Origin of the sequence: Bacillus sp. FSL K6-1106, assembly GCF_038005245.1 — a bacterium.
In the GTDB taxonomy this organism is placed as follows: domain Bacteria; phylum Bacillota; class Bacilli; order Bacillales; family Bacillaceae; genus Bacillus; species Bacillus altitudinis.
The window spans coordinates 381064-395362 of sequence record NZ_JBBOSV010000001.1; the positions used below are offsets into that span (position 1 = coordinate 381064).

At 42.5% G+C, this 14299-nt stretch carries 7 protein-coding genes; all 7 read left to right on the forward strand.

Annotated elements, in window-relative coordinates; translation table 11 throughout:
• Positions 1-2 precede the first annotated feature (2 nt).
• The 7 genes from dxr (at position 3) to MHI20_RS02035 (ending at position 14299) form a co-directional block, all read left to right on the forward strand.
• Complete coding sequence (gene dxr, locus MHI20_RS02005; protein WP_017359078.1) at positions 3-1154, forward strand: 1-deoxy-D-xylulose-5-phosphate reductoisomerase; 1152 nt, start codon at positions 3-5, stop codon at positions 1152-1154.
• Between the two features lie 6 nt (positions 1155-1160).
• Complete coding sequence (gene rseP, locus MHI20_RS02010; RefSeq protein WP_007499546.1) at positions 1161-2426, forward strand: RIP metalloprotease RseP; 1266 nt, start codon at positions 1161-1163, stop codon at positions 2424-2426.
• A gap of 80 nt (positions 2427-2506) precedes the next feature.
• Positions 2507-4204 carry a proline--tRNA ligase gene (locus tag MHI20_RS02015; RefSeq protein ID WP_024720366.1) on the forward strand — a complete coding sequence of 566 codons (1698 nt, stop codon included), beginning with the start codon at positions 2507-2509 and terminating at the stop codon, positions 4202-4204.
• Positions 4205-4279: 75 nt separating this feature from the next.
• Positions 4280-8593 carry a PolC-type DNA polymerase III gene (locus tag MHI20_RS02020; protein WP_414642602.1) on the forward strand — a complete coding sequence of 1438 codons (4314 nt, stop codon included), beginning with the start codon at positions 4280-4282 and terminating at the stop codon, positions 8591-8593.
• A 423-nt stretch (positions 8594-9016) separates the two neighbouring features.
• Positions 9017-10867 (forward strand): glycoside hydrolase family 9 protein, encoded by a 1851-nt coding sequence (locus MHI20_RS02025; RefSeq protein WP_035392050.1) that lies wholly within the window; start codon positions 9017-9019, stop codon positions 10865-10867.
• A 17-nt stretch (positions 10868-10884) separates the two neighbouring features.
• The gene (locus tag MHI20_RS02030; RefSeq protein WP_340936461.1) at positions 10885-12993 is read left to right on the forward strand and encodes a glycoside hydrolase family 48 protein; all 2109 of its coding nucleotides are present in this window, start codon (positions 10885-10887) and stop codon (positions 12991-12993) included.
• Between the two features lie 79 nt (positions 12994-13072).
• Positions 13073-14299 (forward strand): endo-1,4-beta-xylanase, encoded by a 1227-nt coding sequence (locus tag MHI20_RS02035; protein ID WP_041507294.1) that lies wholly within the window; start codon positions 13073-13075, stop codon positions 14297-14299.

Consider the following 14299-nt stretch of genomic DNA (forward strand, 5'->3'; position numbering starts at 1 on the left):
ATTTGAAATATATTTCGCTATTAGGCGCAACAGGATCAATTGGAGAACAAACATTAGATGTGATCAGGCAGCATCCAGATAAATTCAAGTTGAAAGCGATGACGTTTGGCAGAAATATAGACAAGGCCATCCCTATCATTGAACAATTTCAGCCTGAATTTGTTGGATGTGTAGACGAAGCGACCTATCGCACGTTAAAAGGTCATTCATTTCAATACGATGTCAAAATGGCTGCGGGTGATGAAGCGAACATCGAAGCAGCGACCTATGATGCAGTGGATGTTGTGGTCAATGCACTGGTAGGAAGTGTCGGACTTGTGCCGACATTAAAAGCCATTGAACAAAAAAAGACGATCGCACTTGCAAATAAGGAAACACTTGTGACAGCTGGTCATATAGTAAAAGAGTACGCCAAAAAGTATGACGTGCCTTTACTTCCTGTCGATAGTGAACACTCCGCTATTTTTCAATCCCTGCAAGGTGAACAAGCTAAAAACATTGAACGCTTAATCGTCACAGCTTCAGGCGGCAGTTTCCGAGATAAAAAACGCACGGAGCTTGAAGGTGTAACGGTTGAAGAAGCGCTGAATCATCCGAACTGGTCCATGGGCGCAAAAATCACGATCGATTCAGCGACCATGATGAATAAGGGGCTTGAGGTGATTGAGGCGCATTGGCTGTTTGATATCCCATACGATCAAATTGATGTGCTGTTACATAAAGAGAGCATCATCCATTCCATGGTGGAATTCCATGACAAAAGTGTCATGGCTCAGTTAGGTACACCTGACATGAGGGTTCCGATTCAATACGCGCTCACTTATCCTGATAGAGCGCCATTAAAAGAAGCGAAATCATTAAACCTTTGGGAGATTGGACAATTAAATTTCCAAAAAGCGGATTTTGACAGGTATCGCTGCTTACATTTTGCTTATGAATCAGGTAAAATAGGAGGGACAATGCCTACTGTGCTTAATGCAGCCAATGAAATAGCTGTTGATGCATTTTTAAAAGGCAAAGTAACGTTCCTGCAAATTGAAGAATTGATTGAAAAGGCACTGAACAGACATCATGTGATTTCAACGCCTAGTTTGCAAGATATCCATGAAGTGGACAAAGATACACGAGACTTTGTTCAATCAATCCTCGCATAAGGTGGTATGTTCGTGAATACAGTGATTGCGTTTATTATTATTTTTGGAACGCTCGTTTTTTTCCACGAGCTTGGCCATTTAATTATGGCGCAGCGCGCAGGCATTTTATGCCGCGAGTTCGCAATTGGTTTTGGACCGAAGATTTTCTCCTTTAAACGAAAAGAAACCGTCTATACCATCAGACTTCTGCCAATCGGCGGATTTGTTAAAATGGCTGGAGAAGACCCTGAAGTCATTGAAATTAAACCGGGTCATACAGTGGGGCTCTTATTCAATGAGCAAAATGAAGTAGAAAAAATCATTTTAAATGATAAAGAAAAATATCCTGATGCACTTGTCATTGAAGTTGAACAAATTGATTTAGATCATGCGATGAGAATTTCAGGATATGAGGCTGGAAATGAAGACATTCTGACTGGCTACAATGTAAGCCAAACAAGCTTCTATATTGCAGATGGTGAAGAAATTCAAATTGCGCCATACAACCGTCAGTTTGGTTCAAAAACAGTATGGCAGCGTATTAAAGCCATTGCAGCTGGACCGATTATGAACTTTATCCTGGCATATGTGATTCTAGTGGCTTTAGGATTTATTCAAGGTGTAACCGTGGATGATCCTGTACTTGGTAAGCTGACAAAAGACGGCCGGGCAGCGCAAGCCGGGCTTATGCAGGGAGATCATATCGTTTCAATTAACGGGGATAAAATGAATTCTTGGACAGACGTTGTTCAAACGGTTCAAAAGAACCCAGATAAAAAAATGAATGTCGTCATTGACCGAGATGGCAAAGAAAGCACCATTCAAGTTGTACCGGAAGCTGTGAAGGCCGAAGGAAAAACCATTGGCCGTTTTGGCTCTTACCCGCCAACAGAAAATGGCTTTCTCAAAGTCATCTCATCCTCAGGAACGACAGTGATATCAACAGCAGGTCTCATCTTAACGAACTTGCAAAAGATTGTCACAGGACAATTTTCATTAGATATGCTTGCAGGTCCTGTTGGAATATATGATATGACAGGAGAAGTAGCGAAACAAGGTGTGTTAACATTAATGCAGTTTGCTGCGTTTCTTAGTATCAACTTAGGGATCGTGAATTTATTACCGATTCCTGCATTAGACGGAGGAAGATTACTTTTCCTATTCGTTGAAGCCATTCGCGGCAAACCAATTAATCGTGAGAAAGAGGCACTTGTTGTCTTCATTGGTGTTGCGTTCCTCATGCTATTAATGCTAGTAGTGACATGGAATGACATCCAGCGATTATTTTTATAAAAACCAATGTCTCTTGTTTCTCATTCTGGGAAACAAGAGTTTTTGTGAGAAGTCCTATTTCTTAAATGAGGTGTAACGACATGAGACAATCCTTGACTTTCATTCCAACTCTTCGAGAGGTGCCGGCAGATGCTGAGGCAAAAAGTCATCAGCTATTAGTAAGAGCTGGATTTATTAGACAAAACACGAGCGGTATTTATCATTACCTGCCGTTAGCACATAAAGTGATTCAGCACATTCAAGCCATTGTTCGCAAGGAAATGGAAAAGGCGGGAGCAGCTGAGCTGTTAATGCCAGTGCTGCAGCAAGCAGAAATGTGGCAAGAGTCAGGAAGATGGTATACATACGGTCCAGAACTCATGCGTATGAAAGATCGCCACGGCCGCGAGTTTGCACTTGGCCCAACACACGAAGAAGTGATCACATCACTCGTACGCAGTGAAGTCAAATCGTATAAAAAGCTTCCTTTGACACTGTATCAAATCCAATCTAAATTCCGTGATGAACAAAGACCTCGCTTCGGGTTATTGCGCGGACGTGAATTTATTATGAAGGACGCCTATTCATTCCACTCTTCACCAGAGAGCCTTGATGACACATACAACAAAATGTTTACAGCTTACTCGAATGTCTTTTCAAAAGTAGGTCTTAACTTTAGACCCGTCATTGCCGATTCTGGGGCAATGGGAGGAAAAGATACACATGAGTTTATGGCACTGTCAGAAGTAGGAGAAGATACAATCGCATACTCTGACACATCTTCCTACGCTGCGAACATTGAAATGGCTGAGGCTGTGTATCACGGAGAAGAAGCAAACCCTGCGGACTTCAAAGAACTTGAGAAAGTACACACGCCGCAGGTGAAGACGATACAAGATGTTGCGTCATTCTTAGAAGTGGCTCCTTCTACATGTATCAAATCTGTCTTGTTTAAAGCGGACGATGCGTATGTACTTGTCCTGACAAGAGGCGATCATGAAGTAAATGATGTGAAAGTGAAAAACTTAGTTGGAGCACAGCTTGTAGAGCTTGCTTCACGTGAGGAAGTACTAGACGTGATCGGAACAGAACCAGGATTTGTTGGACCAGTGAAACTTGAAGCGGAAGTAACGATTTATGCAGACCATGCTGTAAAAGGAATGACAAATGCAGTTGCAGGTGCAAATGAATCGGATTATCACTATGTCAATGTTAATCCTGCTCGTGATCTGTCAGTGAAGGAATACACAGATCTTCGCTTGATTCAAGAAGGAGACGTTTCTCCAGATGGTGAAGGCACAATCCAGTTCGCAAAAGGAATTGAAGTAGGACAAGTCTTTAAGCTAGGCACACGTTATTCAGAGGCAATGGATGCAACATACCTCGATGAAAATGGACGTGCGCAGCCAATGATCATGGGCTGCTATGGCATCGGAATTTCTAGAACCCTTTCTGCGATTGTTGAACAACATCATGATGACAAGGGGATTATTTGGCCAGAAACAGTTGCGCCATATGATCTTCATCTACTTGCTTTAAATATGAAAAACGATGCACAAAAGGAACTGGCTGAAACGCTGTATGAGCGTTTACAGGAAGAGGGCTATGAAGTCCTTTTCGATGACCGCCAAGAGCGTGCAGGCGTCAAATTTGCCGACAGTGACTTAATTGGACTGCCAATTCGCATTAGCTGCGGGAAACGTTCAGAAGAAGGTATTGTCGAAGTGAAATTCAGAAAATCAGGTGAATCACACGAAGTATCTGTTGATGAACTGATTTCATTTATACGCCAAGCATAAGAAACGAACAAAAAAATGAAGGTACCTCCTGCAAAAAAGAGGTACCTTTCTGATTTGCAAAAGGAGGGTCCTGTCTTGGATGAACAATTACCGATTACCCGGCGGCAATTTCATATATTACTCAATCAGATTCAAATGACAGATGATGACCTCAGCCGTTACTTTGAAGAAGGCGAGATCGTCAAATTGACGGTGCATAAGGCGGCAAAAACGTGGCATTTCCTTTTTAAATTTAAGGCACTTTTGCCTTACAAAGTATATGCAATGTTTTTAAGCAGGCTGACAAATGCATTTTCTCATATCGCACAAGTCACTTGTACGATTGAAGTCAATGATCCGCACATATCTGAAGAGCTCGTTCAATCGTATTGGTCACATTGTGTGGAAGAGCTTCAAGGAATTTCTCCCCCAATCATCAGCTTGCTTCAACAGCAAAAACCAGCGCTGTCTGGACATAAGATCATCATCAAAACAAAAAGCGAAACTGAGGCTTTGGCCATCAAGAAGAAATATAGCCCAATGCTTCAGGCTGCATTTAAACAAGTTGGTTTTCCAGAACTTCAATTTGATACAGAAATTTTTGTATCAGATCAAGAGATTCAGAAGTTCAGAGAACAAAAACTTGCTGAAGATCAAGAAAGAGCCATGCAAGCCCTTGTTGAGATGGAGAAGAAGGAAAGTGAGGATCAAGAGGAAACTCCTTCTGGCCCACTGATGATTGGCTATCAAATCAAAGACAATGAAGAAATACGTACGCTTGATAGTATTATGGACGAAGAAAGACGAATCACCGTCCAAGGATACGTGTTTGATGCAGAAACGCGCGAACTAAAAAGCGGCAGAACCCTTTGTATCTTTAAAATTACCGATTATACGAATAGTATTTTGATCAAAATGTTTGCGAGAGAAAAAGAAGATGCCCAGCTCATGAAATCCTTGAAAAAAGGGATGTGGGTCAAAGCAAGAGGAAGCATTCAAAACGATACGTTTGTGAGAGATCTTGTCATGATCGCAAATGACGTCAATGAAATGAAACCTCAGCTGAAAGAAGATACTGCACCAGAGGGAGAAAAGCGTGTTGAGCTTCATTTGCATTCGCCAATGAGCCAGATGGATGCTATCACTGGCATCGGTAGACTTGTTGAACAAGCAAAAAAATGGGGGCATGAGGCCATTGCCCTGACAGATCACGCCGTTGTCCAATCCTTTCCAGATGCGTATGCAGCAAGTAAAAAGCATGGCATCAAAATGATGTACGGGGTGGAAATCAATTTAGTCGATGACGGGGTACCGATTGCGTATAATCCAGAGCACCGCTTGTTAGAAGATGCGACGTTTGTCGTATTTGATGTTGAGACAACGGGACTCTCTGCTGTGTATGATACGATCATTGAGCTTGCAGCCGTGAAAATCAAAGGCGGAGAAATCATTGACCGCTTTGAGGCATTTGCAAACCCTCATCATCCGTTATCAGCAACAACCATTGAACTAACCGGTATCACGGACGACATGGTGAGAGATGCACCAGATGTGGTCGATGTTGTTCGGGATTTCAAAGAGTGGATTGGACAAGATATCCTTGTTGCTCACAATGCGAGCTTTGATATGGGCTTTTTAAATGCAGCATATAAGCGACTGTTAAAAACAGATAAAGCGTCAAACCCTGTCATTGATACACTAGAACTCGGCCGATTCCTTTATCCTGAATTTAAAAATCACCGGCTGAACACGCTGTGTAAAAAGTTCGATATTGAACTCACGCAGCATCACCGGGCGATTTATGATGCAGAAGCAACTGGTTACCTCATGCTGAAGATGCTAAAAGATGCGGCTGAAAAAGAGATTGCTTACCACGATCAATTGAATGAAAACATGGGACAGTCCAATGCGTATCAGCGCTCACGTCCTTACCATGCAACCGTGATTGCACAAAATGAGACGGGTCTAAAGAATTTATTTAAGCTTGTTTCACTTTCTCATATTCATTATTTCTACCGCGTGCCGCGTATCCCTCGCTCACAGCTTGAGAAATATCGAGAAGGTTTAATTGTTGGGTCTGCTTGTGATAAGGGTGAAGTGTTTGAAGGGATGATGCAGAAGTCACCTGATGAGGTAGAAGACATTGCCGCATTTTACGACTATTTAGAAGTTCATCCGCCAGAAGTGTATCAGCATTTACTCCAGCTGGAGCTTGTTCGGGATGAACGTGCATTAAAAGAGATCATCACAAACATTGTGAAACTTGGTGAAAAACTGAATAAACCAGTCGTGGCGACTGGAAATGTGCACTACCTGCATCCAGAAGACAAAATTTATCGCAAAATCTTAATTTCATCACAAGGCGGGGCGAATCCACTTAATCGTCATGAACTGCCAAAAGTTCATTTTAGAACAACTGATGAAATGCTAGAAGCATTCTCTTTCCTTGGAGACGAGAAGGCGAAAGAGATTGTCGTGACGAATACGCAAAAAGTATCTGAGATGGTCGAAAGTATTAAACCAATCAAAGACGATCTTTATACACCAAAAATCGAAGGTGCAGATGAAGAAATTCGGGAAATGAGCTATAACATGGCTCGCAGCATCTACGGTGACGATTTACCGAAACTTGTAGAAGACCGGATTGAGAAAGAATTAAAGAGTATTATTGGTCACGGTTTCGCTGTTATTTATTTAATTTCTCATAAGCTTGTTAAGAAATCACTTGATGATGGATATCTAGTTGGTTCAAGGGGATCAGTTGGTTCATCTCTCGTTGCGACATTAACAGAGATTACAGAAGTAAACCCGCTTGCGCCGCACTATGTATGTCCAAGTTGCAAGCACTCTGAGTTCTTTAATGACGGATCGGTTGGCTCAGGATTTGACCTTCCTGATAAAGACTGTCCTGAATGCGGGACGCCGTATAAAAAAGACGGACACGATATTCCGTTTGAAACGTTCTTAGGTTTTAAAGGAGATAAAGTGCCTGATATCGACTTGAACTTCTCAGGAGAATATCAGCCGATTGCCCATAACTATACAAAAGAGCTGTTTGGTGAAGAGTATGTATACCGTGCAGGTACAATCGGTACCGTTGCAGAAAAAACGGCATATGGTTATGTGAAAGGCTACGCAGGAGATCATAACCTTCATATGAGAGGTGCTGAAATTGACCGGCTCGTACAGGGCTGTACGGGCGTCAAACGGACAACAGGCCAACATCCAGGCGGTATTATCGTAGTGCCGGATTATATGGACATTTACGATTTCTCACCAATACAATATCCAGCAGATGCGACAGGTTCTGATTGGAAAACGACGCATTTTGATTTCCATTCAATCCATGATAACTTGCTGAAACTAGATATTCTTGGACACGATGATCCAACGGTCATTCGGATGCTTCAGGACTTGAGCGGAATTGATCCAAAAACGATTCCGACAGATGATCCTGAGGTCATGAAAATCTTCCAAGGAACGGAACCTCTCGGTGTCACAGAAGAACAAATTGGATGTAAAACGGGAACACTTGGGATCCCAGAGTTTGGCACAAGGTTTGTTCGTCAGATGCTTGAGGATACAAAACCGACCACCTTCTCGGAGCTTGTTCAGATCTCTGGTCTATCTCACGGTACAGATGTATGGCTCGGCAACGCCCAAGAGCTGATTCATAATAAAACGTGTGAACTAAGCGAAGTGATTGGCTGTCGTGATGATATTATGGTATATCTGATTTATCAAGGTTTAGAGCCGTCACTTGCCTTTAAAATCATGGAATCTGTTCGTAAAGGGAAGGGACTCCCTCCTGAATGGGAAGAAGAAATGAAGAATAATAACGTACCGAACTGGTACATTGATTCTTGTAAAAAGATTAAATACATGTTCCCTAAAGCCCACGCGGCTGCTTATGTATTAATGGCCGTTCGGATTGCTTATTTCAAGGTGCACCATGCACTTCTGTACTATGCGGCTTATTTTACCGTTCGTGCTGATGATTTTGATATCGAAACGATGACAAAAGGATCGAATGCGATTCGAGCGGTCATGGACGATATTAACTCAAAAGGTCTTGATGCATCACCGAAAGAGAAGAACCTATTAACTGTACTAGAGCTTGCACTTGAAATGTGTGAAAGAGGCTATCACTTTAAAAAAGTAGACCTATACCGATCAAGTGCCACTGAGTTTATCATTGATGGAGACGGGCTAATCCCGCCATTCAACTCCATCCCTGGACTCGGAACAAACGTTGCGTTAAATATTGTACGCGCACGCCAAGATGGTGAATTCCTTTCAAAAGAAGATTTACAAAAACGAGGAAAAGTGTCTAAGACCATCCTTGAGTATTTGGATCGTCAAGGCTGCTTAGAAGCACTTCCTGATCAAAACCAGCTTTCTTTGTTCTAATGTGAAAAATGAAGAGCGCCCTTAAAGGGCGTTCTTTTTTATATATACAATAATATTATTATGTTAACTAAATATTTTAACTGGAATTATTTTCTTGTTGGTTCATATATCTTGATTTAACGTCGTGTTTTGAGAGAAGAGATTGTATGTCATTCTTTCTACCCAAATAGAGCAAAAAAGAGAATTTAGCCGTCTGAAATGTTCTCATACGACATATGATCATTTTGGGTACAGTCACATGAAGAATCAGGAGAAAACCACCCTCGGTGAGCGTCAAGCTGATGGCTGTTTACTATGCACATTTTTGAAACATGCTTGATTCTTTTCAACACTGTACAAAACACGAACGGAATAACAAGGAGGTGGTCATTTCTTGTTCAATGTTTCACGTTTAAGAAAAAAGAAGGGGTGAGAAGTAGGTACATGTCAGATTACAACTATGTAGAGGTGCTTCAAAAATCCATTTTGTTTTACGAAGCCCAGCGTTCCGGAAAGCTTCCTGAAAGCAATCGTCTTAACTGGCGAGGGGATTCTGGACTAGAGGATGGGAAAGATGTTGGTCATGATTTAACAGGCGGCTGGTACGATGCTGGTGATCATGTGAAGTTCGGGCTTCCGATGGCTTACTCTGCAGCCGTGCTTGCATGGACAGTCTATGAGTACCGAGAAGCTTACGAAGAGGCAGAGCTGCTTGATGATATGTTAGATCAAATCAAGTGGGCAACCGATTATTTTTTGAAAGCCCATACAGGTCCAAATGAATTTTGGGCACAAGTAGGCGATGGGAATGCGGATCATGGCTGGTGGGGTCCAGCAGAAGTGATGCCGATGAACCGGCCGGCATTTAAAATTGATGAACATTGTCCAGGAACAGAAGTAGCCGCCCAAACCGCAGCCGCTTTAGCAGCAGGTTCAATTATTTTTAAAGAAACTGATGCGCCTTATGCAGCAAAGCTTCTCACCCATGCAAAACAGCTTTATGCATTTGCTGACCAATATCGCGGTGAGTATACAGATTGTGTCACCAATGCGCAGCCATTTTATAACTCTTGGAGCGGCTATATTGATGAGCTCATTTGGGGTGGAATATGGCTGTACTTGGCGACAAATGACCAGACCTATTTAAACAAAGCACTAAAAGCAGTAGAAGAATGGCCGAAGGATTGGGACTATACGTTTACGATGTCGTGGGACAATACCTTTTTTGCTTCGCAAATTTTACTTGCGAGAATCACAAAGGAGAAAAGGTTTATCGAATCGACGGAGCGTAATCTCGATTACTGGTCGACGGGTTTTGTTCAAAATGGAAAAGTAGAAAGAATCACTTATACGCCTGGCGGACTAGCGTGGTTAGATCAATGGGGTTCACTTCGTTATACAGCAAATGCTGCATTTTTAGCGTTTGTGTACGCAGATTGGGTCTCTGATCAAGAAAAAAAGAATCGATACCAAACGTTTGCGATCAGGCAAACACACTATATGTTAGGGGATAATCCGCAAAATAGAAGCTATGTCGTTGGGTTTGGCAAAAATCCGCCGATGCATCCACACCATCGAACTGCGCATGGCTCATGGTCTAATCAGTTGACAACTCCTTCTTCTCATCGGCACACGCTTTATGGAGCGCTTGTTGGGGGGCCTAATGCACAGGATCAGTATACCGATGACATCTCTGACTATGTATCAAACGAGGTAGCAACAGACTATAATGCCGCCTTTACTGGAAATGTAGCCAAAATGGTGCAGCTGTTTGGTCAGGGGCAGTCAAAGCTGCCGAATTTTCCGCCTAAAGAAAAAGTGGAAGATGAGTTTTTTGTAGAGGCAGCTGTCATGAGTAACGATACAACATCTACTCAGATCAAAGCCATTCTATACAATCGATCAGGCTGGCCGGCCAGAAGTAGTCAATCACTTTCTTTTAGATATTATGTCAATCTGAGCGAGATATTTGCGAAGGGATTCACTGATAAAGATATTCAAGTGACAGCTGTCTACAATGAAGGCGCTTCCTTATCTCCGTTAACGGTGTATGACGCATCATCCCATATCTATTTTACAGAAATCGATTTTACTGGCGTAGCTATTTTTCCAGGAGGCGAATCGCTTCATAAGAAGGAAATACAGTTCCGGTTATCTGCGCCAAATGGTGCGAATATATGGGATGCCTCAAATGATTATTCCTTTCAAGGATTAACATCCAATATGCAAAAAACAGCGAGAATTCCTGTTTTTGATCAAGGTGATTTAGTATTTGGTACGCTTCCGAATAAATAAATATAAAGGGTGAGGACATGACAAATAAAGAACGGTTTTTAACACTTTATCATCAAATGAAAAACGAGACGAATGGATATTTTTCAAAAGAAGGCATTCCGTATCATTCCGTTGAGACACTCATTTGTGAGGCACCTGATTACGGGCATATGACAACTTCAGAAGCTTACAGCTATTGGTTATGGCTTGAAGCATTGTATGGTCACTACACAGGCGATTGGAGCAAACTAGAAGCGGCTTGGGATAATATGGAGAAGTTTATCATTCCAGTAAACGAAGATGGACATGACGAACAGCCGCATATGAGTTCTTACAATCCATCCAGCCCAGCCACATACGCTTCAGAAAAACCATATCCAGATCAATATCCGAGCCAGTTGACGGGTGCTCGCCCTGCTGGTCAAGATCCAATTGATCATGAACTGAGGTCAACTTACGGAACGAATGAAACGTATTTAATGCACTGGCTTCTTGATGTAGACAACTGGTATGAATATGGGAATTTGCTCAACCCATCACATACAGCCGCGTATGTAAACACATTTCAGCGGGGTCCGCAAGAATCCGTATGGGAGGCCATCCCTCATCCATCACAAGATGATAAAACAGCCGGAAAGCCTAATGAAGGTTTCATGAGCTTGTTCACAAAAGAAAATCAAGCGCCAGCCGCCCAGTGGCGCTATACAAATGCGACGGATGCTGATGCGCGTGCAATACAGGCGATGTATTGGGCAAAGGAACTTGGCTATAATGGGTCAGTCTATCTTGATAAAGCGAAAAAGATGGGTGATTTCCTTCGTTACGGAATGTACGATAAATATTTTCAAACAATTGGAAGCGGCAAGCAAGGTAATCCGTATCCTGGAAATGGAAAAAGTGCATGTCATCACTTAATGGCATGGTACACCTCTTGGGGCGGGGGACTTGGAGAATATGCGAATTGGTCATGGCGTATCGGAGCGAGCCATTGTCATCAAGGGTATCAAAACCCAGTCGCTGCCTACGCTTTATCCTCAGATAAGGGAGGCTTAAAGCCATCGTCACCGACTGCTGCAAGTGATTGGGAAAAGACGTTAAAGAGACAGCTTGAATTTTACGTCTGGCTTCAATCAAAAGAGGGAGCGATTGCAGGAGGTGCTACCAACAGCTGGAATGGAGACTATAGCGCTTATCCAGCAGGAAGAAGCACATTTTATGATATGGCTTATGAAGATGCGCCTGTTTACCATGATCCTCCGTCCAATAATTGGTTTGGAATGCAAGCATGGCCGATTGAGCGTGTAGCAGAGCTTTATTATATCTTTGCAAAAGATGGCGACAAAACATCTGAAAATTTCCAAATGGCCAAATCTGTCATCACAAAATGGGTCAACTATTCACTAGATTATATTTTTATTGGCACGCGTCCTGTGTCGGATCAAGATGGGTATTTTTTAGATGGTCAGGGTCAAAGGATTCTAGGGGGGACAAATGTTGCTGTTGCTACGACGAGTGCACCTGGAGAGTTTTGGATTCCTGGGAATATAGAATGGAGCGGCCAGCCTGACACTTGGAGCGGGTTCCAATCTGCAACAGGTAATCCAAATTTAACGGCAGTTACAAAAGATCCTACTCAAGATACTGGTGTACTGGGCAGTCTAATCAAAGCACTCACATTCTTTGCTGCTGCAACAAAGAAAGAGACAGGAAACTACACAGCACTTGGCATAAGAGCAAAAGAGACAGCGGCACAGCTCCTTGAGGTCGCTTGGAATTACAATGATGGTGTAGGGATTGTGACAGAGGAAGACAGAGAAGACTACCACCGTTTCTTTAAAAAAGAAGTGTACTTCCCAAATGGCTGGAATGGAACATTTGGTCAAGGAAATCAGATTCCTGGTTCCAGCACCATTCCTTCTGACCCGCAGCGAGGAGGTAACGGAGTGTATACGAGCTTTGCAGATCTTCGTCCTAAAATCAAGCAAGACCCAGCTTGGTCAGCCCTGGAGAGTAAATATCAAGCATCTTTTAATGAAGCGACAGGTAAATGGGAAAACGGAGCGCCAAGTTTCACCTATCATCGTTTCTGGTCGCAAGTTGATATGGCTACCGCTTATGCAGAATACCATCGTCTCATAAACGAATAGAACCTAGTGCAGCTGCCGGCTTTTTTAGCCGGCGGTTTCCTAATAAGATAAATGAAATGAAAGCAAAGGTGATGTCATCATGGTTAATAAGAAAGAATTTATGAATCATTCATCGAATGGCGGATCACAGGAACAAGAAAATCAAAGCTGGAGAAAAGAAGCAAATAATCGAATCTTACAACATAGACAAAGAGAGCTTGTCATAAACGTCATCAATAAGGAACAAAAGCCAGTTGCAGGAATAGAGGTAGAAATAAAACAAATCAGACATGAATTTGCATTTGGTTCAGCAATGAATGACCAAGTACTATTCAATCAAACGTATGCTGATTTTTTTGTTCAACATTTTAATTGGGCTGTGTTTGAAAATGAGGCAAAATGGTATGCAAATGAGCCTGAAAGAGGGAAAATAACCTACGAAAAAGCAGATGCCATGCTGAATTTTGCCAATAGACACCAAATTCCAGTGAGGGGGCACGCCTTATTTTGGGAGGTAGAGGATGCCAATCCAAACTGGCTGAAATCATTACCGAATCATGAAGTATATGAAGCCATGAAAAGGCGGCTTGAGCATGCAGGCAATCATTTCAAAGGGAAATTCCGTCATTGGGATGTAAACAACGAAATGATGCATGGTTCATTTTTTAAAGACCGGTTTGGGAAACAGATTTGGAAATGGATGTATGAAGAAACGAAAAAAATTGATCCTCAAGCCTTGCTGTTTGTCAATGATTATAATGTAATCTCATACGGCGAACATCACGCATATAAAGCACATATCAATGAACTTCGTCAGTTGGGGGCACCAGTTGAGGCCATTGGAGTTCAAGGTCACTTTGAAGATCGAGTGGATCCAGTCGTTGTAAAACAAAGACTAGATGTGCTTGCTGAGCTTGGTCTACCGATATGGGTGACAGAGTATGACTCTGTTCATCCGGATGCCAATAGACGAGCGGATAACTTAGAAGCTTTATATCGGGTTGCCTTTAGTCATCCAGCCGTAAAAGGTGTGCTGATGTGGGGATTTTGGGCGGGTGCTCATTGGAGAGGTGAGCACGCAGCCATCGTGAATCATGATTGGTCGTTAAATGAAGCAGGCAGGCGTTATGAAAAGCTTCTACAGGAGTGGACGACACAAAGAGTGGAAAAAACAGATGCGAATGGCCAAGTGACATGTCCAGCGTTTCACGGGACGTATGAGGTTCGAATTGGTGAAGAAAGTAAAATGTTGCAGCAGCAGACGATTGAACTTGATTCAACTAAACAAACACCGCTTCAACTAGATATCATCGTACCAGTAGAATAA

Bases quoted from the DNA above. Each gene is read 5' to 3' on its own strand.
- MHI20_RS02025 (WP_035392050.1), top strand. From the start codon at position 9,017: ATGTCAGATTACAACTATGTAGAGGTGCTTCAAAAATCCATTTTGTTT.
- MHI20_RS02015 (WP_024720366.1), top strand. From the start codon at position 2,507: ATGAGACAATCCTTGACTTTCATTCCAACTCTTCGAGAGGTGCCGGCA.
- MHI20_RS02035 (WP_041507294.1), top strand. From the start codon at position 13,073: ATGGTTAATAAGAAAGAATTTATGAATCATTCATCGAATGGCGGATCA.
- rseP (WP_007499546.1), top strand. From the start codon at position 1,161: ATGTTCGTGAATACAGTGATTGCGTTTATTATTATTTTTGGAACGCTC.
- MHI20_RS02030 (WP_340936461.1), top strand. From the start codon at position 10,885: ATGACAAATAAAGAACGGTTTTTAACACTTTATCATCAAATGAAAAAC.